A 22,219-nucleotide genomic window follows, 5' to 3' on the forward strand; every position below is an offset into this window, starting at 1 on the left:
CAAAAGTATTTATTAGTCCTTTTTTAAATAAAAAACAACCCGACAAGTCATTAAATCGCTTGTCGGGTTTGTTATTGTAAGAGTTTGCAATTATCGCTTAAACGCTAATTATTTCGGCCATACTTTTAAATTAAACAAAGGGATGTCGATTGCAATTCCAAAATTGTAGCGCCACGAGACGGGTTTAAAATTATCATTAGTCGGTATCGTCTCCATTCTATTCAGATTGGGTACATACTGCACTCCTGCTAATAACGTAAATGGAGTATCGCCAATACTATAGGTAAATACACCTCCGGGGGCGATGATATCTCCCAATTGTATTTTACTACCTTCGGGTAAAGCAGCGCCATCCCCTTCCTTAATATAGAAATTAACCAAAGCACCGAGATCAATAACCTGTAACATAAACCCTAAAGCCGACGGTGAATCCTTACCATTAATAAACCCTTTGTTGATACTGATTCCTATCGGAGCCGTAACACCAAATGTTGCAATGGATTTATTTTCAGTACTGCCACCGTTTACTTCTTTATAAAATGCCTGACCACCAAATGCCCCTACAAACGAGTTTACCGTAAGCGACCAATTCGAATAGCGTTTCGCCCGACTACTACCAACAGGTAAAACAGACGCTTCAATAGCCGCTTTAACTTCATCCGAATTCTCAGCATTGGCGACATTAGCGATCAGCGTACCATAACGTTCAAACCTCGTTAAAAACACATTCAATCCTTTGCTTTCGTTTGCTATAAAATCCTGAAAATCTTTATCGTTTTTTAACTGGTCAAAATTGATATTTTCCTGATGTATTGTTATTTCTTTTTTACCATTGACTTCTGTAACCACAATTACGTTACTATCTTTTAATTTTTTAAAAAGCGCTGATTTTTCGAGATATTTCGACTCATAGGCGTTTCTAATATACCCTTCCAAAACAGCATTCCGAGCCGCTACATCTAATAAAGAAAGCTGTTCGATACTGATGCTATTCTTAGAATTACTTAAGAGTAATACGAAATCCTTTATCGCCAGATTATACTTTTTGATTTGAATATTATAAGCGATATCTACCGCTGGTGTGATATATTTATACAATATAGCTGTATCAAAAGCGATATCATACCCCAATATTTTTTGCATACCGATATGAGACGAAATAATAGTGATGTTCTCTTTAAAAACATTGAAGATATTGTACGAACTCTTGATCACTTGATCCGTAGAACTTCCCTCCCATTGCTTTACCGCCTGATCTACCTGGAAATAAGCCGTATGTAGATTACGGATCAGGTTTTTTAGATTTGACAGGTTTTTAATTTGCTTGTTAGAGTCTAAAAATTTTTCTTCTACCAGTTTTTTAAATGTTTTATTATTAAAAACAATTTTATACTCTTTGAGGTCACTTTTGGCCAATACTAAGCCAATATAGGTTTGGAATAATTTTTCATCCGTCAAAAGTCCATTCAGTTCTTCTTTTGTAACCCAATAACGATTTGAATCACTCGATAGCAAGCTATTGGAAATAAGCTCTGCCAATTTAATTCCGTTTAAAAGATTTCTTCCAGGCGATAAAGAATCTAATTTATTTTCAAATTTCTTTAGCGCGTTATCATTGTGAACAAAATCATAGAATAAATCCTTAGGATTCAAATGACCATCATTCACAAAAACAGATTGCAATCCATAATTAATCCATTGCCCCACAGCATCATTTTGCAGATAATTGTTTATCGATTGCAGATACGGCATCGATTGCAATGCCGCGACATCCTGCGTCGTTAAATAGATATTACGGGGTAATTTTTGTATGTCACTCTCAAACCTTGCCTTTAAAAGTTCCAAATCCAGATACAGACTCTTACTATCCCTATAATGTTGTAAAACCAGATACGATTCCGGGAAATAAAACTGTAATTCCGGGATTTTTTCCATCTGTTTGGACATCTCCACAAAAAAACTTTCGTTTAATTCTTCTTTGGCTCTTTCCGCTAAAAAACGCGCCATACCTGTTGCCAAATTCGTTACATCGGCCTTTAGTATTTTTTCTCCCAATTTACCACTACTGGAATGTTCGGTATCAGTATTTATCTGTGATAAAAAAGGATCAGTATTCTTGGCACCGTACATTTTTAAAATTGTCTCTTTTTTCTCCTCGTTTTTACCATATAACAACGTTTTCGCATCAGCAAGTATATTCTGTCCTTCAATAAACTCTGCAATGACTGTTTGCTTTGATGACGGCATCACTTGTTTCAGAGTATCCGGTTTAGGATCTACTATCGTTTCCTTCCCGTCCAAAAACTTTATGGTAGCTATAACTTGACCCTTATTATTTATTATTTTAGTGGTGGATGTAGTCGTAATCCCAATTTTACGAAAATCAACCTCCTTATTTTCATATTCATAGTTGCTAATATAATTTTCATCTGCAAATACGACCAAGGCGTAGTATTCTGGTTTTTTCCCTTTTTTAAGCTGTTTTTTATTCAATACAAGGCTTTTTTTACCGCAAACAAGTTTAATGTATTGGTATTGATTAACCAGATCGGCTTTCAAATTGATAATGTCACCATTTCGTACCTTTATAATCTCCTTATGTGGAAAACTATCGATATAAATATTTTCAATTGCGAAACAATACACGTTTAGAAGTAATGCAATAACTGTAAAAATAAATCTGTTTAGCATAATGTATAGTCTTTAGAAATTTTACTGTTTTTATTCTCAATTTTTAAATATTTTACACAAGCGGTATTCCCCGTTCCCAGATACATACCATAAAGTTTAGAGTTATTCGTTTTATTAAAAACCGGTCCACCCGACATACCATACTCTCCTCCATTACTGAGTCCAAAGTGATACGGTGTTGTATCTTCTGATGAATCTACAACTGCACTTTCAATCACTTTTTCCTCGTGGCCAACCACTACTACCGGAATTTTATTTTCAGGGATCTCAGCAGAATGAAACGAAATTCTATTATTCCAAAGATCTTCCGGTACTTTTTCCCCTATTTTTAATATTGCAGCATCATTTTTTGAGTCTATATAGTATTCCACAAACTGTAGTGGAACAACATTTTTTTTATCCCTAATGAGTCGATATTCTTTCGCTCCTTTTACTTTTTTCAGATTGTGCGCTGCAGTAAGTATATAGTACTCATTCTTTTTGCTTAAAATACAACAGAAGGAACCTTTTGGGCTGTCTTCATTAATGGTTCCATTACTATTGAAGCCATTCCCGTCACAATCAAAAAAATACGTGGCCTGAGAAGAAGTACGATAGTTTGGAACAGTTAAAATGTCATGGTCTAGAAATATTTGACCACTGTATTTTAAGCCGATACTTTTGGTAACATTTTCTAGCAGTGGAAAACCAGCAGCAACTTCTTTTGTATTTCGAAGAATCATCTTCTCTGTTAGTTGCGCTGTAGAAATTTTGATCAACTCTTTTTTCAGATCTACTTTAGCATAAAACGAAACCAGGTTGTTATTATCATCATTAGGATGATTGTACAAAAAGATATACTCCGTATAAACCTGATGTTCATTGTTAGAAACTAATAATGCCTCCACTTTGATTTCATTGCCTAGCAATTCCTGAAAAATCTGTTGTTCCTCATCGTTTGGATGTCGATAGGGCGTCCATTTATTTTTTTTCATATTATTTTAAGTTTTTGGTTTTTTAAAATAAAAATGTTGTGCTATCCTTTTAAATAGCCATTGATTTTGTAGCGATATTCGTAAGCCTAGATATAAAAAAACCCTGAAAATTCAGGGTTCCTCTATTTTTTGTTGTTGGTATTGGTTACATTACTTCCAGACAAGTATACACTTGCGGGCAAGCAATATATTTGCGGCAATACACCGGTCCGGTTACAGAACCACTGCACGAACATCCGCATAGGGACAGATCCGGGTTAATAATTTCAAGTTGCTCTCCGGTAATGGCTTTTTGGTGTTCTTTGGTTAACACCTGTACACCGGCAATGTTTAAAAGATTAGTTTTCATAGTTTTGAGGTTAAATAGTTAGGATTCTAATTATACTTTCGTTTCACCACAATTGTACACCTGTAAGCAACCTATATAAAGGCTACAATAGGCTGGTCCCGTTACCGAACCACTACAAGAACATCCACATTTGGACAGATCATGCGGTTCTTCCACCAATACCTGTCCTAAGATTTGTCTTTGGTTTTCTTTCGATAAAACCTGAACACCTGTAATATTTAAAAGATTGGTTTTCATATTAAATTGATTTGGTTATATTATACCTGAGGACAAGTGTACACCTGAGGACAAGCAATTAAGCGTTGGCAATAAGCCGGTCCGGTTACGGCACCGCTGCAAGAACATCCGCATTTGGAAATGTCACCAGTTTCTTCCACAAATACTTGTCCGAAAATTTGTCTTTGGTTTTCTTTAGATAAAACCTGTACACCTGAAATATTTAAAAGATTTGTTTTCATACTTAAATCGATTTGATAGTATTTAAATTATCTTATACTTCACCACAAGTGTATACCTGAGGACAACCAAAATAGCGATCACAATAAGCTGGTCCGGTTACGGCACCGCTACAAGAACAACCACATTTCGATAAATCGATTGGTTCTTCAACGAATACTTGTCCAAAAATTTGTCTTTGGTTCTCTTTCGATAACACTTGTACACCCGAGATGTTTAAAAGGTTTGTTTTCATAAGTTATTTGGTTTGATTAATTATTTGCCAAAATAAGAATTTATTCGCAATATGCAACACAAATAAATATAAAAAACAGGTTTTAAATCACAAAAGATGTAGTATTCTTAACCTGACCAATCATAAAAGTACTATGAGTACTACCAATATGTTGCAACGTAGTCAGTTTTGTAACCATAAACTCCCGGTATTCCTCCATATCCTTTACACATATTTTAAGGATATAATCGTAATCGCCACTCACATGAAAGCACTCCAGGACTTCGTTTAGCTGTACCACTTCTTTTTCAAACTGACTGATAAACTCGCGGGTATGTTGCGTTAGCTTTAAATGACAAAACACGACAAATCCTTTTTCGATCTTATTTCGATTTAAAAGTGCTACATAGCGCGAAATAATGCCTTCTTTTTCGATTTTCTTAATGCGTTCGTAAACGGCCGTAACCGATAGGTTCAGTTTTAGCGAAAGTTCTTTATTGGTCAGCTTACAATCATTTTGCAACAATTGCAGCAATTTTTTATCAATGTTATCGAATTTCATACGGATCGTTAGTAGAATTAAAAAAATTTGGTCAAAATAGTATAAATCACTTTAAAACAAAAAATTAAACTACAAATATACATTTTAATAGTTTTATTATCTAAGTTTAAAAACTATCATTGACTTTTTTTCACCAATAACTTTATTTTGACTTTTATATTACATAGTATAACACAACTAACTATAGAAGCATGAAAAATTTCAACCCTGCTGATAAAATACAGGACTTACAGTATTTTGGCGAATTTGGAGGCGTTAACCCATCTATCTCCGATTCGTCTACCTATACCTTCCTGTCGGCCAAAACCATGTTCGATACTTTCGAAGGAAATGCCGAAGGTTGCTACCTTTATTCCCGTCACTCTTCCCCTAGTAACTTATATTTAGGTGAAGCGTTGGCTGCGATGGAAGGAACCGAAACGGCCAACGTAGCGGCATCCGGAATGGGCGCGATCACCCCAACCCTTTTGCAACTATGTCAAAACGGAGAACACATCGTATCCAGCCGTACCATTTATGGTGGAACGTATGCTTTCCTTAAAAATTTCGGACCTCGTTTAGGTATTAAAACAACATTTGTAGACATTACGAAACTGGACGTGGTAGAAGCCGCTATCCAACCTAATACAAAAGTGTTGTACTGCGAAACTGTGAGTAACCCTTTATTGGAAGTAGCCGATATTGAAAGCCTTGCCAAACTGGCTAAGAAACACAACCTTACTTTGGTTGTTGACAATACTTTTTCGCCGTTATCGGTAGCGCCTGCGAAATTAGGAGCTGATGTGGTGATTCACAGTTTAACAAAATACATCAACGGAAGTAGCGATACAGTTGGCGGTGTGGTTTGCGGAACACATGACTTTATCAACGCCTTAAAAAATGTAAACGACGGAGCCAGCATGCTTTTAGGCCCGACAATGGACAGTTTGCGTTCGGCCAGTGTTTTAAAAAATCTGAGAACGTTACATATCCGTATGAAACAACACAGTCATAACGCTATGTATCTGGCTGAAAAATTTGAAAAAGACGGAATTAAAACCGTATATCCGGGATTAGCAAGTCACCCGAGCCATGAACTTTATAAAAATATGATCAATCCTGAATACGGATTTGGGGGTATGTTAACGATTGACGTAGGTTCGTTGGATAAAGCCAATGCGCTTATGGAATTGATGCAAAACCGTAATTTAGGATACCTGGCCGTAAGTTTAGGGTTTTACAAAACCTTATTCAGTGCACCGGGAACATCAACATCTTCCGAAATTCCATTGGAAGAACAAGCCGAAATGGGCTTAACAGACGGATTAATCCGTTTCTCCATCGGATTGGATAACGATATTGAGAGAACCTATCAGATGATGAAAGATTGTATGAAGGAACTTTCGATTTTAAATTAAGTTTTTAGTTTTTTTTAGTTTAAGTCCGTTTAAGATTTTATGTCTTAGGCGGATTTTTTGTTTGTAACAAAATGGACAATCCTGCAACTAATGCTAACAGTAGTGTTTTTTGTGTCGATGTTAACACGATAATCCTATAAGATTAAATAAATTTAGCCTTTTAAAATTCTAGTACTAAATGAAAAAGTTCACTTTTCTGTTTCTTTTAGCCGGTTCGATGACGTATGCGCAACGTAACCTGACGATCGAAGAAGCAACTACAGGCATGCGTACGTATGCACCGAAATCGATGTTGGCCACACAATGGCGAAAAGACGTAAGTGCGATTACGTATCTGGACAACACCTACCAGAATCTGGTAACCCGCAACGAAAACAACCAGTGGAAAGAAACCACTTTATTGACCAAAGATGATGTTCAGAACGCTTTACGCGCCAAATTCCCACAGGACGAGTTCAATCTAAGAATGTTCCCGTTTGCCTATGAGTGGAAAAGCACCAATATCATGGCTTTTGAAGTAGCCGGTAAAAAAGCAAATTATATCGTCGAATTTGACGCGACACAAAAGAGTATTTCCAAAGCCTTATCGATTCCGTCTGATGCCAGTAATCAATTGGCAACTGATGCTAAAAATCGTGTAGCCTGGTTAAACAAAAACAACATCCGTATTACCGATGCAAATGGAAAAACCATTGAAGTAACCAACGATACCGACAGCGGAATCGTAAACGGCAGTGACTATACACACCGTCAGGAGTTTGGAATTCACCAGGGAATGTGGTGGAACAAATCCGGTGATAAATTGGCGTACTACCGCAAAGATGAAACAATGGTAACCAATTATCCGTTGGTTGATTTCGGAACCCGCGTTGCCGAGGTAAAAGATATCAAATATCCTATGGCCGGAATGAAGAGCGAAGAAGTTACTTTAGTAATTTTTGACGCGAACACCAATACTAAAGTAACACTTAAAACAGGTGAACCTAAAGAACAGTACCTGACCTGTGTAACCTGGGATCCAAATGAGAAATTTATCTATGTAGGTTTATTAAACCGTGAGCAAAATCATTTGAAGTTAAACCAGTATGATGTGGTTTCCGGTGCGTTGGTAAAAACCTTATTCGAAGAAAAAGCCAGCACTTATGTAGAGCCACAACACGATTTGACGTTCTTACCGAACAATCCAAATCAGTTTTTATATCAGACCGAAAATGAAGGTTATAACCAATTGTACCTTTATAATACGGATGGAAAACTAATCAAAAAATTAGGCTATAAAGATGTAGTGGTAAAAGACCTGCTGGATTTTGACGCCAAAGGAACGAAAATCAGCTATATCGGAACAGCAAACAACGGATTAGACCGTCAGTTATATGAAGTAGATCTTAAATCGGGAAAAACAACTACGTTAACAACCGTTAGCGGAACACACGCCGCAAGTTTAAGTTCAAACGGAGCGTATTATTTCGATCAGTATAGCAATACAACCACGCCAAACGAAGCAGCTATTGTAAACGTTAAATCTAAAAAAGCGACTTCATTGATCAGTGCTGAAAACCCATATGCCGGTAAAATCAACATGCCGAAAATGGAATTGGTAACAATCACTTCTGCAGATGGAAAAACGCCTTTAAACGGACGTCTGATTTACCCTGCTAATTTTGACGCTACTAAAAAATATCCGGTAATGATATATGTTTACGGTGGATCACACGCGCAGTTGGTAAACAACCGTTGGTTGGGTGGTGCCAATCTTTTCGACAATTATATGGCACAACAGGGTTATGTGGTATTTACATTGGATAACCGTGGAAGTGATTCCAGAGGAAAAGATTTCTGTCATGTAAACCATAGAAAATTAGGTCAGAATGAAATGGCAGATCAGATGAAAGGTGTTGAATTCTTAAAATCAAAATCATTTGTAAATCCGGATAAAATCGGAGTTTACGGATGGAGTTTCGGAGGATTTATGACCACTTCATTACTATTAAATCAAAGCGAAACGTTTAAAGTAGGTGTAGCTGGTGGACCGGTAACCGACTGGAAATATTATGAAGTAATGTACGGTGAGCGTTATATGGATACGCCACAGGAAAACCCTGACGGTTACGAAAAATCGAGCGTGATCAATAAAGTAAACCAATTAAAAGGAGATTTATTGGTGATTCACGGAGCGCAGGATCCGGTAGTCGTACAACAACAAAGTATGGAATTTATCGAAGCGTGTATTAAAGCCGGAAAACAAGTGGATTATTTCCTTTATCCGACGCACGAACACAATGTCTCCGGTAAAGACCGTATTCACTTAAATGAAAAAATCGCCCGTTATTTCGATTTGCATTTAAAGAATAACTAATAGTTGCTACACCTGACAGGTTTTGGAAACCTGTCAGGTGTACTATAGTCAAATAAAAAAGCCTTTTCACTGCACAGTGAAAAGGCTTTTTTATTGTAGGACTATTATTCTTATTTCAATTGTCCGGCATACACCGCAAGATCAATTAATTTAGAAGAATAACCGTATTCGTTATCATACCAGGAAACGATTTTATAGAACGTTGAATTCAATTCGATTCCGGCTTTAGCATCTACTATACTGGTGCGCGTATCGGACACAAAATCCTGAGAAACCACATCGTCTTCGGTAAATCCGATAATGCCTTTCATTTCATTTTCAGACGATTTTTTTAATACGTCCATAATTTCGGCATACGACGTTTCTTTTTGAAGTTTTACAGTCAAATCAACCACCGAAACATCCGCTACCGGTACACGCATCGCCATTCCGGTTAGTTTCCCTTTTAATTCCGGGATAACTTTTGTTACCGCTTTGGCTGCTCCGGTCGATGCCGGGATGATGTTTACCAAAGCCGAACGTCCCCCGCGGAAATCTTTTTTAGACGGACCATCAACCGTTAACTGCGTTGCCGTAGTCGCGTGAATCGTTGTCATTAATCCTTCTACGATTCCAAAATTATCATTTAAAACTTTTGCTAATGGCGCCAGACAGTTTGTTGTACAAGACGCATTCGAAATAATCGTATCCGCAGCGGTCATTTTATCGTGATTGACACCCATGATAAACATTGGTGCATCGGCCGATGGTGCTGAAATCACTACTTTTTTAGCACCTCCTTTAATATGTGTTTCCGCTTTTTCCAGTGTTGTAAAAATACCGGTACAGTCGGCAATAACGGCTGCTCCAGCTTCATCCCATTTTAATAACGACGGGTCTTTTTCGGCCGTTACACGGATAAATTTATCGTTTACATATAACTGGCCGTCTTTTACTTCTACTTTCCCGTCGAAACGACCGTGAACCGAATCGTATTTTAAAAGGTAAGCCAAATGATCCACAGCCAGTAAATCGTTAATTGCTACAACTTCAACATTATCTCTTTTAATGGTTTCTCTAAAAACAATTCGTCCGATTCTTCCGAATCCGTTAATTCCTAATTTTACTTTCATCACATTCTTTCTTAAAAATTATTAAATCGAAACAATTTCAGAAACACGTAACAGTTCCCTGTCGATTTCCGAATGTCCCTTCACTGCTTGTTCCAATGGCGTCAGTTCTACTTTATCGTTGAGCAACCCAACCATAAAGTTGGATTTCCCTTCCAACAGGGATTCTACAGCTTTTACACCAAGTCGACTGGCCAATACCCTGTCAAAACAGGACGGTGATCCACCGCGTTGCATATGCCCTAAAACCGATACGCGAACATCGTATTCCGGCATATTTTCTTCTACATAATCCCCTAATTCAAAAACGTTTTTTCCGATTTTATCGCCTTCGGCGACTACTACAATACTGGACGATTTTCCGGACGTCTTGCTTTTTCGCAGCGATTCCAGTAATCGTTCCAATCCCAGGTTTTCTTCCGGAATAAGAATATCCTCTGCTCCGGCACCGATTCCGGCATTCAAAGCAATATGACCGGCATCGCGCCCCATTACTTCCACAAAAAACAGACGGTTATGCGAACTGGCGGTATCGCGTATTTTATCGATCGCTTCCACCACGGTATTTAAAGCGGTATCAAATCCGAGGGTATGACTGGTTCCGAAGATATCGTTATCGATAGTACCGGGAATTCCCATAATCGGGAAGTTGTACTCTTTATTAAATACAAGTCCGCCGGTAAAACTTCCGTCACCACCAATAATCACTAAAGCATCAATTCCGGCATTTTTAAGGTTATCGTGGGCTTTTTTACGCCCTTCGGGTGTCATAAATTCTTTTGATCGTGCTGATTTTAAAATCGTTCCGCCTTTATTTACAATATTGTTAACCGATCGTGGTCCCATTTCTTTAAAGTCACCTTCAATCATTCCCTGAAAACCGCGGTAAATTCCGGCACATTCAATATTATGGTAGGCACAGGTACGCACTACGGAACGGATGGCTGCATTCATACCCGGCGAATCCCCACCGGATGTAAGCACACCGATCTTCTTTATTGTTTCTGACATCATATATTCGTTTATTGTAAATTTAATAAATAAACACGAGATACCTTACAGAATATAGGTATATTTAGCAAAAACCTAACATTCGTAACGCAGCAAAAATGTTGTAAAATAAGAAGTGTTGTTGTTTAGTTGTTGGCCGTTATTTTAATCGACTTCCGGCACGCGTTGCTGTTCTTTTTTCGGTTCATCCGCGTTTTTGTTCTTACGATCTTCGATAAACTTAATAAAGTCCGGTGCGAGATCCGAATCCGGTAAACGGTCGGTCGGATTGGTGGTGTCTTTTTCTTTAACTTTGGTAAAGATTTTACGCCATAATTCCCGCATCGTATCGAAATCGACCTCATACGAAAGTCCGATTCCCTGTGTATAACCGATACCTTCTCCGATATAATTAATATCATTTTCACGATTAAAGGCTCTGGCTTTTAAGGATCCGTCTTTATTGAGTCGTAACTGGAGTTCGACATCACCTACAATAACCGATTCCTGATTACCGCCAACCGGTACCCCAAATTTACCATTAATTGTAATACGATCGTCGATCTGAGATGACACCGTCACGCCAACTTTACCCTGCGTTTGGGCAAATGGCGTCCTGTCGCCCTGAACAAAGTTAAAACCGACTTTCACTTTATCGTCACTACCCGCAAAAATATCATCAAAAATAGAACTGGCTCTTTCGAATAAACTACCGTAAACCGAGCTCGAAGCACTTTCGGCCGAAAGAAAACCACCGGTTCCCAACAAAGCCAATGCCTGTGTCTGGCGAATATCCCGGTCGCTAAGTTTATAATCGATTTCCGACTTCAATACCGAACTCACACTCGGAAATTCAATTCGGAAATCCGGTTCCGGGTTACTCAGGTTACCGTTTAACATAATATAAACTTCCGTAGGCACCTTACGGCTAAAGGACGCATTGTCCAAAATAACCGCCGGATTGGCCTCGGTTTTATATACCGCCTGAAGGTTTAAAGCCGCATTCATCGGATTTCCATCCCAACGAATGGTTCCGTATTCTTTTACTTCAAATTTCTTATCGATTAAGCCCAGGTATTTAAAGTTGTATTCTCCTTTATAGGTCTGGAAATCGCCCCACATATTAAATTTACCCATGGTATTGATTTCCATCGTGATAAATCCTTCTCCTCTTCCTTTCATTCCGTGACCGGTATTTTTGTCGAGAATGATTTCGATATCGGCATCACGGGTGATCCGGAATTCGAATTTAAGTTCAATTCCTTTAAACTTGTTCAGCACCACTTCTTCCAATCCTTTTTGCTTGGCCTCTTTTTCCTTTTTACTCAGGAAGTGGATAAACGAGTTATTTCCGATACCTTGTGCATCGTTTAATGGGATCTTGATATTGGTTCCTTTATTCGACTCCGCATCCATTTCGATATAGAGGTTGTTTACCGGACCGGTAATCGAAGCTTCACCTTTGATAAAAGCCCTACCATAATAAATCGCATCTTCGTGATCCTGCGTATCAAGTCCGAGTAGGTTATCTGATCGTAACTTTAAGTCCAATTGCCAGTCTTCGAGTTTTTTATGTCGGATCGTGCCGTTAAGTGTTCCTTTGGTTTTTTCCTTGGTATCGGTGAGTTCGATATTCCTAAAAATAAACTGGTCCTCTGTCAGGTTGATCAGGGCATTTTCCTCGAAATTATAATCCACACCGAGATACGGGACTTTCATCCCGGCTTCATTGAGGTAAAGGCTACCATCTACTTCCGGATTTTTGACACTTCCGGCAATCGACGCCCTACCCGAGGCAAAACCGCGCATATCGGAAAAAATACTTCCCAGAAGCGGCCCGATCGGACTAATGTTAAATCGGGTAAAGCCGGCATTCAACGCTAGTATGCTTTCTTTATTGATGATCTCGATATTACCGTTCAGGAAGAAATTCTCCACGTGATCATTAATAATTGAGGAATTGACATTAAACTTTCGGAATGAATCTTCTCCGGTTACTTCCAGATTCAGATCCCCCATCATGACTTTATTTACGCGAAGGGAATCGACAGTTAAAGCCGCTGTTGGCAAATAAATGGCTTTGTTTTGTTCGAGATTGACTTCACCGTTTAATTTTCCACCAAACGACATATTCTCCAGAGCCGGTGTGACTTTTTCCAGATCGACATCGTTAAACGACAGGCGCAACTGTTTGTAGGTCGAATCTTTTAAAACACCTTCCAGTTCCACTTTCTGGTCATTATGCGACAAGATGACTTTTTCGATCGAGAAATCCGTTAATTTTTTATTGAAAACAACCTTATTGTCTTTGGTATCTTTTTCATTCAGGAACCACAGATAATCCCTGAAATTGATTTCCGATTTTTTAAGCCCCACAACCGACTGGTTCTTTTCATTGATCGTATGATACAGGTTCAGGTTAAAGAAATCCTGATTTTTCGGTCCGCCTTTAAACTCCGAACGCACAAAAAGCGTATCGTTCATCGTCACATTAATCAGGCTAAAATCCGAGATTTTATAGCCTTTTGTCTTAATACTGTCCAATTCGACATAAGCATTATACAAGGGGTTTTTATTATCCACATCGATACGGATATTTTCAAACGTATTGTTATAGGCCACCACACTCGGCGATGAAAAGTCCAGCTGGAAATCGCCTTTATCGGCATCGATTTTTCCTTTTAGAATGGTGTTTTCACTAACGATTACCTTTGGCAGGAAGATTTCTACAATTTTGTTATAGATTGTAAAGTCAAAGTCCAGAAACTGTCCGGGTTTGAGTTTATTCGGCGAATAGTTGGCATACAAACTTCCCAGCGCATTTTCGATAATCTTACGCACCTGTTTGATTTCATATTTACCCACCACTTTCCCCTGAATAATATCAGGCGAATTGATGGTTATCGTTCGTACCTTTTGTTCGTCAAAAACTGACTCCACCACGAAGTCCTGAAAGAAATAGCTATCGGTACTGTTCTGATAGGATGCATTGATCACATTTAATTTCCCGGCCAGATCGTCGAGTGTATTTCCTTTGGCGTTGAATTTTAATTCCCCTTTAAAAATAGAAAGGGTATCTTTTTTCATAAAATTCAACATATGCAGATCAGCATAATCGATTTGCGCCTGAAAATCATAATTTTTCATACGCGAACTCATATCCACCAATCCATTGAAATCCATTTTCAGATTCGGATCATTACTGTTCAAATAGCCTTTAAAGTAAGGCATTTTCATTTCACCGTCGATCGTAATATTCCTGTAGGTGTATTTGTTATATGTCAGACTCTGAACCTTTCCTTTAAGTTTGGTATCAAGATATTTTTTATTAAATCCTTTTCCGTTTACATCCAGATCCAATGTCGCTCTTCCCAGATCTTTTTCACCGGCAAGCGTTCCGATATCGAAATTATTCAGGGAAATAACGCCTTTATAGGTTGCATTATTGATATTATTGATGTTGGTCATGGCCAACTGTGTGTTTAGTTCGCCCAATCCGGACATCAGATAAATATCGGCATCAATCTTTGTTTTGGTCAATTCAATACCCCCAACCAAATCCACGCGCCCCAATTTGTGGAGTGTTTCCGGCAGACTTTTCCCCAATACGCGCGGCAGAATTCCTTTTAAATTGGTATAATTGGACGTCACCCGATCGAAATTCCCTTTCATATAAAACTCCCCTTTTTTATTAAAAAGGTTCTTAAAGTTGACCGTGCCAATAATTTCGGAATCGTTCGTATCCAACAATCGAAGGTCGTGTGTGGTAAAATTATTTAGTGTTCCCGTAAGATGTGTTGAAAGATAGAAACGTAGGTTTTTCCCGAATTCATTATAGAAATAATTCAGTTCGTTCGACGAAACGGAAGCTTTTTCCATATTGACATCAAACACAACTCTGTTATTAAAATCCGAGAAGTCTTTCGGTTTGTATTTCAGGATCACATCACCTACCAAAGTTGATTCCTTGGTTTTCAGATTTAGTTTTTCCAGACGGATATTTTCTTTGGAATAGGTAAAATTCGTCACCATATTTTCCACCAGCAAACCTCTGTGATCCAACAATGACAGTTGTTTGATATCGGCAGTAACCACCGGACCTTTGATTTTAAAGAAATCCAACTGACCGTTAAGCTTTGTAAAATCGAGTACTTTCGGATGTTCCAGATTTTCATCGATCAGACGGAAGCGACTGGACGTTACATTCATCTGTGCCACTTTCATCAGGAACTTTCCGGTTCCGGGTTTACCATCGTCGAAAGCTGCAATAAATTCGTCAAGGTTGGTTTTATCCTCGCCTTTGTATTTTTTCATTTTCAGATTCAAACCGTCAATACTGGTTTTTCCGAAAATCAGTTTACCATTGGAAAGTTTTTTAAAGTCGAGAATATTCGTCTGTAGTCGGTTGATATAAAATAGCGTATCCTTGTGCTTGTCGGCCGCATAAATTCCTTTGATTTTTACGCCTCCAAAAACAGTGATGGCAATTTTATCGATATGCATATCGGTTCCAAATTCCTTATTTAGTTCTTTGGTCGCATATTTTGCTATTTCGGTTTGTACAAAAGGTAGTGACAGGGCAATACCCAACAGTAGTAAAAACAGGATTAAGCCTACAATTACACGAAATAGTATTTTTTTTAATTTTTTGATAGTCCTATTTGTTTTAAATTTGTCGGATCGACTCGTAAATTTAAGCAATTCGTAGGAATAAAACTATTATTTTTTTATTGCCCGAATTTACATTTCAAAGATAATACAGTCGATGGAAAATACATTCAAATTTCGTGCCTTTTTTATGACAAAATCACCAGTATATATACTAGCTATCGAGAGTTCGTGCGACGATACCGCGGCGGCTGTTTTAATGGACAATAAAGTCCTGTCGAATGTCGTTGCCCGACAGTCGGTTCACGAAGAATATGGCGGTGTGGTTCCGGAGTTGGCTTCGCGTGCGCACCAACAAAATATTGTCCCTGTAATCGACGTGGCGCTAAAGAAAGCCCGCGTTGAAAAAGCACAGATTTCGGCCGTAGCCTTTACCCAAGGTCCCGGACTTATGGGATCGTTATTGGTAGGCAGTTCCTTTGCGAAATCGCTGGCCATGGCATTAAATGTTCCGCTGATTGCCGTGAACCATATGCACGCCCATATTCTGGCGCATTTTATAGACGAAGAAAACTACGATAAACCGGAATTTCCGTTTCTGGCCATGACCATTTCGGGCGGTCATACGCAGATTGTCCGCGTAGACAGCTTTTTTGACATGACCATTATTGGTGAAACGACCGACGATGCTGTAGGTGAAGCCTTTGATAAAAGTGCCAAAATCCTGGGATTACCCTATCCCGGCGGCCCCCTGGTAGACAAATATGCACAAACCGGGAATCCGAAAGCCTATCCGTTTACCAAACCCAAAGTGGATGGATTGGATTTTAGTTTTAGTGGATTAAAAACGCAGATCTTGTATTTTATACAAAAAAACGTCGCGCAAGATCCTGATTTTATCGAAAAAAACATCGAAGACATCTGTGCCTCGATTCAGTATACGATTATTCAAATTTTGATGGACAAGCTTAAAATGGCTGTTAAGGAAACCGGAATCAAACAGGTAGCCATTGGTGGCGGTGTATCGGCCAATTCGGGAATCCGAAATACTTTGAAAGAAGCCGAACAAAAATACGGATGGAAAACGTTTATTCCTAAATTCGAATATACAACCGATAATGCCGCGATGATTGGAATTGTGGGCTATCATAAATTTTTGGAAAACCAGTTTAACGATGCTTCAGTAGTATCGAAAGCACGGATCGAATTTTAATATGCAGTTATTCTATACTCCCGAAATAAACGCGCAACAAAAAGAGTTTTCTTTCGACAAGGAAGAGAGTAAACACATTGTTAAAGTTTTGCGCAAACAGGAAGGTGCTATTTTAAAAGTAACCAATGGTTTAGGGTATTTATTTACAACTGAAATCATACTCGCTTCCGATAAAAAATGTACCGTAAAAATTACGCATTCCGACTTTTTTGAACCGAACCGGTTTTATATCCATATGGCTGTCGCACCAACCAAGATGAATGATCGTTACGAATGGTTTTTGGAAAAAGCGACGGAAATTGGCGTAAACGAAATCACTCCGATTATTTGCGATCATTCAGAACGAAAAACGATCAAAACCGAACGCTTTGACAAAATCATACAGTCGGCTATGAAGCAATCGTTACAGTTTCATTTACCAAAACTAAACGAACCACTACCTTTTAAGCAGTTTTTAGCACAAAAACATGAAGGGAATTTATGTATTGCCCATTGTGAAGAAACCAGCAAAACATTACTTAAAAACACTATCAGGCTCAACGAAAAATACACCGTTCTAATTGGTCCGGAAGGCGATTTTTCGGAAAAAGAAATACAAAGCGCACTGGAACTGAACTATATGCCCGTTTCATTGGGTAATACGCGACTACGCACCGAAACAGCAGCTATTGTAGCCTGCCATAGTATTGTATACGCTAACGAATAACAGCGATTGGGATGAAAAAATTATTCTTACTTTTAAGTATCGGATTTACAACATTGGCTTTTTCGCAGGAAATCGCCGTTTTAAAATACAGCGGCGGCGGCGACTGGTACGGGAATCCTACTTCCCTACCCAATCTGGCTAAGTTTTGCAACCAGAACATCCAGACCAAAATAAACACAAAAACGGCTGTGGTCGAAGTGGGAAGCCCGGATCTTTTTTCATATGCTTTTATTCATATGACCGGTCACGGAAATGTTGTTTTTAGCGATAATGATATTACCAATCTTCGCAACTACCTGACTTCCGGTGGCTTTTTACATATTGACGATAATTATGGTATGGATCAATATATTCGGAAAGAACTAAAACGGGTTTTTCCCAATAATCCTTTAACGGAAATCCCTAACAACCATACTATCTATCAGCAACCTTTCCCATTTCCGAACGGTTTACCTAAAATACACGAACACGACAATAAACGTCCGCAGGCTTTCGGTATTTTTATCGACAACCGTTTGGTATGTTTATACACTTATGAAACCGACCTTGGTGACGGATGGGAAGATCAGGAAGTCCATAACGATCCGTTCGAAGTACGCCAAAAAGCCTTAAAAATGGGTGCGAATATTATCAATTACGCTTTCAAAAACTAAGCATGCAGGAACAACTCACCCACGAAAACACCTCGTTTCAGCAAAAAACATTCCCCGTAACCGTAGTTTGCGATGCCATTTACTTTCAGTCTAATATTGGTTCCATTTTTAGGATCAGTGAAGCATTTGGCGTAGCGAAAATTATCCTAACCGGCGAACTACTGGTATTTTCATCACGAAAAATCAACAAAACCTCTCGTAGTACACACCATATGGTGCCGTATGCAATAATCGAAAAAGCTTCCGATGCGGTAACCTATTTAAAAGACAACAATTACCAGATCATTGTTCTTGAAATTACCGATAAAAGCATACCACTACGCTCCCTTAGTCTGAAAACCGATACCCCAATTGCTTTAGTTATTGGTAACGAAATTTCCGGCGTTAGTGAAACCTTTCTTTCCAATTCCGACCAAACCATTCATATTGAACTATTTGGAAAAAACAGCAGTATCAATGTCGCTCAGGCCACCGGAATCGCACTTTTCGAAATAACCAACAAACTATAGATAAATCACATTTTTATAGATTTTTATATTTTTTACTCACTTTTTTAAGATAATCTTTTTATAATATATTTTTTTGTTATATTATTGTGTTAATATTTAACCAAATCTCATAACTATTTAACAATTTTATTATGAAAAAACTATTATTATCAGCAGCCATGCTGTTATTCTTAGTCTCGTGTGACAAAGAGGAAGCGAGTGTAAACAACACTACATCCGGAGCAAAACTAACCGAAAGAGGATGTGCTTCGCACCAGGTTTTGGAAGAGCAATTACGCAACGACCCAGGCCTGGCAATTAGAATGAATGAAATTGAAGAGTTTACACAAAACGCCGTACTACAAAACCGACTTGTAAACGGAAAGATTGAAATCCCGGTAGTGGTAAACGTATTGTACCGTACTACCGCTGAAAACATTTCACTGGCACAAATCCAATCCCAAATTGACGTATTAAATAAAGATTTTAATGCCACAAACAGCGATTTCGGATCCGTACCAGCATTATTTTCCGGCGTAAAAGCCAACGTTGGTATTTCGTTTGTATTGGATGTGGTGAATCGTAAATCGACTACCAAAACCTCATGGGGAACTAACGATGCGATGAAAAAAACGGCACAGGGAGGACTTAATCCTACATCTCCAACAACCAAACTGAACCTTTGGGTATGTACTATTGGTGGTGGAATCCTGGGATATGCCCAATTCCCGGGCGGATCATCTGCAACTGATGGTGTAGTAATCGACTCTAAATATTTAGGAACAACCGGAACCGCAACCGCTCCGTTTAACAAAGGTAGAACGGCTACTCACGAAGTAGGTCACTGGATGAACCTGAGACATATCTGGGGCGATGCAACCTGCGGAAACGATTTAGTAGCCGATACACCAACGCATAACGCACCAAACTACGGTGTTCCGGCTTATCCACACTACAGCACCTGTTCGGGAACTCCGGTTGAAATGACCATGAACTATATGGATTATGTAGACGATGCAGCAATGTATATGTTTAGTAACGGTCAGAAATCGAGAATGCTGGCTACTTTTGCCAGTGGCGGACCGCGTAACTCGTTTGCACAACCGTAAACTTCCGATTTAAAAAGTTTAAAACTCGCTGTAATAGCGAGTTTTTTTTTATCTTAGTTTTCCTAATAAAGAACGCTATGGACGCAAAAGAAATCTCCAATGGAATTGTAGGTGCCGCGGTAAAACTGGCCCTGATAACCTTATTGTTATTTTTTATCTATCAGGTACAATCCGTGTTTATATATCTGTTGGTAGCACTGGTAATCAGCCTGATCGGAACGCCGATTATGAATATCTTAAAAAAGCGTTTAAAATTCCGTCATACGTTGGCCGTGGTAACCACGATGATCATTTTTATTCTGATCGCTGTGAGTTTGATCATGATGTTTGTTCCTTTATTACTGTCACAAGGGCAAAATCTGTCTCTTTTGAACACCGCTTCGATGGAACAGGATTTTAATAATCTTATTTTTCAGATCAGCTCTTATCTGAATGATCATAACATAGATGCCGGAAAACTGATGGAAAATTCAAATTGGACTTCAAAAATCAACTTTGACCTTATTCCGAATTTTTTAAATTCCCTGATTGGGACGCTAAGTAGTTTTGGTGTTGGCATTGCGTCGGTATTTTTTATCACCTTTTTCTTTTTAAAAGACCAGGATCTTTTTATTTCGATTTCAAAAAAAATACTACCGGATCAACATGAAGACAAAATCCTGTCGTCGGTAGAAAAAATCAACGAATTACTTTCCCGCTATTTTATTGGTTTGTTATTGCAATTGTTTATTGTATTCGTTTTATATCTGATTGTTTTATTGATTTTTGGTATCGAAAACGCCTTTGTGATCGCGTTTTTATGTGCCGTATTAAACATCATTCCGTATATCGGTCCGCTAATTGGAACCGTGCTTGCGCTTACATTAACATTGCTTAGCAATCTCGGAACCGATTTTAAAACCGAAATGCTGCCAACCGCGATCTATGTCATGATCGGATTTATGGTCGTACAGTTAATCGACAACAATATTAGTCAGCCGATAATTTTTTCAAACAGTATTAAGTCGCATCCACTCGAAATTTTCCTGGTAATTCTTATTTTTGGGCTACTTTTTGGGGTATTCGGAATGATTGTAGCAGTTCCTATTTATACCGTTTTAAAAGTAATCGGGAAAGAATTTTTTCCGGATAACCAGATTATTAAAATTTTCACTAAAAACATTTAGTATTGATAGCAGCGTTGTTACAACCGGACGTACAGGATTTTATCAACCAGAATTACCTTGCGGATCTTAAAAAACTGGCATTGCGCCGGAACCCGTTTCCGGAAATCAGCTGGCCGGATCTTTTAAATCAGTTACAAGCCAAAAGCAAGGCAAAAGATAAACTACCGACCTGGTTTAGTGCTAAAAATATCATTTATCCGCAAAAAATATCGATCGAGCAAACGTCATCGGAGCAAACTGCCGCTTATAAAGCAACCCTGATTCAAGGCAATACACTGATCGATCTGACCGGTGGTTTTGGTATCGATGACTATTATTTTGCGCAACACTTTAAACAGGTTACCCATTGTGAAATCAATCCGGAATTATCGGAAATCGTTGCGCATAATTATACACAACTTAATATAAAAAACATTGATTGTCAACAAGGTGACAGCCACGCTATCATTCAAAAGTTAAATACCCGGTGGGATTGGATGTATATTGATCCTTCCCGTCGTAACGATGCCAAAGGCAAAGTATTTATGCTACGGGATTGTTTGCCAAACGTACCCGATTCGCTGACGTTTTATTTTCAATATAGTGACCATATACTGATCAAAACAGCACCTTTACTGGATATTAAAGCCGGTTTATCCGAACTGCGCTTTGTACGCAAAATTCATGTTATTGCGCTCGACAATGAAGTAAAAGAACTGCTATGGGAAATTGAAAAGGACTATACCGGTCCGATTGAAATCCATGCCGTTGCGCTTTCAAAAGATCGCGAAACCGTCTTTAGTACTATTTATGATCAATCAATGCCGGCAACCTATTCCATGCCGACACACTATTTGTACGAACCCAATAGCGCGATCCTTAAAACCGGTGCTTTCGATGCGGTTAGTGCTATTTATAAAATCGGAAAATTACATCCGCATTCGCATTTGTATACTTCCGATGCGCCACTTGATTTTCCAGGACGTCGTTTCCGGATTGAAATGGTGATACCCTATCAGAAAACCGAAATCAAAAACCATATCGAAGGCAAACAATTAAATATCACCACCCGTAATTTCCCGTTATCGGTCGAAGAACTCCGTAAAAAATGGAAGCTTAAAGACGGTGGAAATGCGTATTGTTTTTTTACTACGAACATCGACAATGAAAAAATTATAGTAATTTGCAGCAAAATTTAA

General features: G+C 38.5%; 19 protein-coding genes. 9 read left to right on the forward strand and 10 right to left on the reverse strand.

The genetic code is table 11. From position 1 onward, the window contains the following. Nucleotides 1–108: 108 nt before the first annotated feature. The 7 genes from E6C50_RS02805 to E6C50_RS02835 all read right to left on the reverse strand — a co-directional run bounded on the left by E6C50_RS02805 (nt 109) and on the right by E6C50_RS02835 (nt 5,246). The gene (locus E6C50_RS02805) at nt 109–2,691 is read right to left on the reverse strand and encodes a hypothetical protein (protein WP_136401673.1); all 2,583 of its coding nucleotides are present in this window, start codon (nt 2,689–2,691) and stop codon (nt 109–111) included. Then, nucleotides 2,685–3,665 carry a S1 family peptidase gene (locus tag E6C50_RS02810; protein WP_136401674.1) on the reverse strand — a complete coding sequence of 327 codons (981 nt, stop codon included), beginning with the start codon at nt 3,663–3,665 and terminating at the stop codon, nt 2,685–2,687. Before E6C50_RS02810 ends, E6C50_RS02805 begins: the two co-directional genes overlap by 7 nt. Before the next feature lie 145 nt (nt 3,666–3,810). Next, complete coding sequence (locus E6C50_RS02815) at nt 3,811–4,014, reverse strand: hypothetical protein (RefSeq protein ID WP_136401675.1); 204 nt, start codon at nt 4,012–4,014, stop codon at nt 3,811–3,813. A gap of 30 nt (nt 4,015–4,044) precedes the next feature. Then, on the reverse strand, nt 4,045–4,251 hold the full coding sequence (locus E6C50_RS02820; protein ID WP_136401676.1) for a hypothetical protein: 207 nt from the start codon (nt 4,249–4,251) through the stop codon (nt 4,045–4,047). 20 nt (nt 4,252–4,271) lie between these two features. Continuing rightward, nucleotides 4,272–4,472 carry a hypothetical protein gene (locus E6C50_RS02825; protein ID WP_136401677.1) on the reverse strand — a complete coding sequence of 67 codons (201 nt, stop codon included), beginning with the start codon at nt 4,470–4,472 and terminating at the stop codon, nt 4,272–4,274. Between the two features lie 32 nt (nt 4,473–4,504). After that, the gene (locus E6C50_RS02830; protein ID WP_136401678.1) at nt 4,505–4,705 is read right to left on the reverse strand and encodes a hypothetical protein; all 201 of its coding nucleotides are present in this window, start codon (nt 4,703–4,705) and stop codon (nt 4,505–4,507) included. A gap of 82 nt (nt 4,706–4,787) precedes the next feature. Continuing rightward, on the reverse strand, nt 4,788–5,246 hold the full coding sequence (locus E6C50_RS02835) for an Lrp/AsnC family transcriptional regulator (protein ID WP_136401679.1): 459 nt from the start codon (nt 5,244–5,246) through the stop codon (nt 4,788–4,790). A gap of 191 nt (nt 5,247–5,437) precedes the next feature. On the opposite strand from E6C50_RS02835, the gene E6C50_RS02840 reads away from it, so the two are divergent. Both E6C50_RS02840 and E6C50_RS02845 read left to right on the forward strand, forming a co-directional pair. Beyond that, a complete protein-coding gene (locus tag E6C50_RS02840; protein WP_136401680.1) occupies nt 5,438–6,643 on the forward strand; it encodes an aminotransferase class I/II-fold pyridoxal phosphate-dependent enzyme in 1,206 nt (401 codons plus the stop codon). Between the two features lie 178 nt (nt 6,644–6,821). Next, on the forward strand, nt 6,822–8,999 hold the full coding sequence (locus E6C50_RS02845) for a S9 family peptidase (protein WP_136401681.1): 2,178 nt from the start codon (nt 6,822–6,824) through the stop codon (nt 8,997–8,999). A 110-nt stretch (nt 9,000–9,109) separates the two neighbouring features. Here E6C50_RS02845 and gap read toward each other — a convergent pair whose 3' ends face one another. The 3 genes from gap to E6C50_RS02860 form a co-directional block, all read right to left on the reverse strand. Continuing rightward, the gene (gene gap, locus E6C50_RS02850; protein ID WP_136401682.1) at nt 9,110–10,111 is read right to left on the reverse strand and encodes a type I glyceraldehyde-3-phosphate dehydrogenase; all 1,002 of its coding nucleotides are present in this window, start codon (nt 10,109–10,111) and stop codon (nt 9,110–9,112) included. Nucleotides 10,112–10,132: 21 nt separating this feature from the next. Next, a complete protein-coding gene (gene pfkA / locus E6C50_RS02855) occupies nt 10,133–11,119 on the reverse strand; it encodes a 6-phosphofructokinase (protein ID WP_136402066.1) in 987 nt (328 codons plus the stop codon). 144 nt (nt 11,120–11,263) lie between these two features. After that, nucleotides 11,264–15,799, reverse strand: a complete 4,536-nt coding sequence (locus E6C50_RS02860) for a translocation/assembly module TamB domain-containing protein (protein WP_230978945.1) — start codon at nt 15,797–15,799, stop codon at nt 11,264–11,266. A 97-nt stretch (nt 15,800–15,896) separates the two neighbouring features. On the opposite strand from E6C50_RS02860, the gene tsaD reads away from it, so the two are divergent. From tsaD to E6C50_RS02895, 7 genes are all read left to right on the forward strand, one after another. Then, nucleotides 15,897–16,919 carry a tRNA (adenosine(37)-N6)-threonylcarbamoyltransferase complex transferase subunit TsaD gene (tsaD, locus tag E6C50_RS02865; RefSeq protein ID WP_136401683.1) on the forward strand — a complete coding sequence of 341 codons (1,023 nt, stop codon included), beginning with the start codon at nt 15,897–15,899 and terminating at the stop codon, nt 16,917–16,919. A gap of 1 nt (nt 16,920) precedes the next feature. Next, nucleotides 16,921–17,625, forward strand: coding sequence for a 16S rRNA (uracil(1498)-N(3))-methyltransferase (locus E6C50_RS02870; protein ID WP_136401684.1), 705 nt, complete (start codon nt 16,921–16,923; stop codon nt 17,623–17,625). 11 nt (nt 17,626–17,636) lie between these two features. Beyond that, complete coding sequence (locus E6C50_RS02875; RefSeq protein ID WP_136401685.1) at nt 17,637–18,278, forward strand: DUF4159 domain-containing protein; 642 nt, start codon at nt 17,637–17,639, stop codon at nt 18,276–18,278. Between the two features lie 2 nt (nt 18,279–18,280). Then, nucleotides 18,281–18,787: a TrmH family RNA methyltransferase gene (locus E6C50_RS02880; RefSeq protein WP_136401686.1), complete on the forward strand. Its 507-nt coding sequence runs from the start codon at nt 18,281–18,283 to the stop codon at nt 18,785–18,787. A 131-nt stretch (nt 18,788–18,918) separates the two neighbouring features. Then, on the forward strand, nt 18,919–19,875 hold the full coding sequence (locus E6C50_RS02885) for a zinc metalloprotease (protein ID WP_136401687.1): 957 nt from the start codon (nt 18,919–18,921) through the stop codon (nt 19,873–19,875). 77 nt (nt 19,876–19,952) lie between these two features. Further along, nucleotides 19,953–21,041 (forward strand): AI-2E family transporter, encoded by a 1,089-nt coding sequence (locus tag E6C50_RS02890; protein WP_136401688.1) that lies wholly within the window; start codon nt 19,953–19,955, stop codon nt 21,039–21,041. A 2-nt stretch (nt 21,042–21,043) separates the two neighbouring features. Further along, entirely contained in the window at nt 21,044–22,219 is a 1,176-nt protein-coding gene (locus E6C50_RS02895; protein WP_136401689.1) for a THUMP-like domain-containing protein, read from the forward strand.

The sequence above is a fragment of the Flavobacterium supellecticarium genome, from assembly GCF_004801375.1.
Classification (GTDB): Bacteria; Bacteroidota; Bacteroidia; order Flavobacteriales; family Flavobacteriaceae; genus Flavobacterium; species Flavobacterium supellecticarium.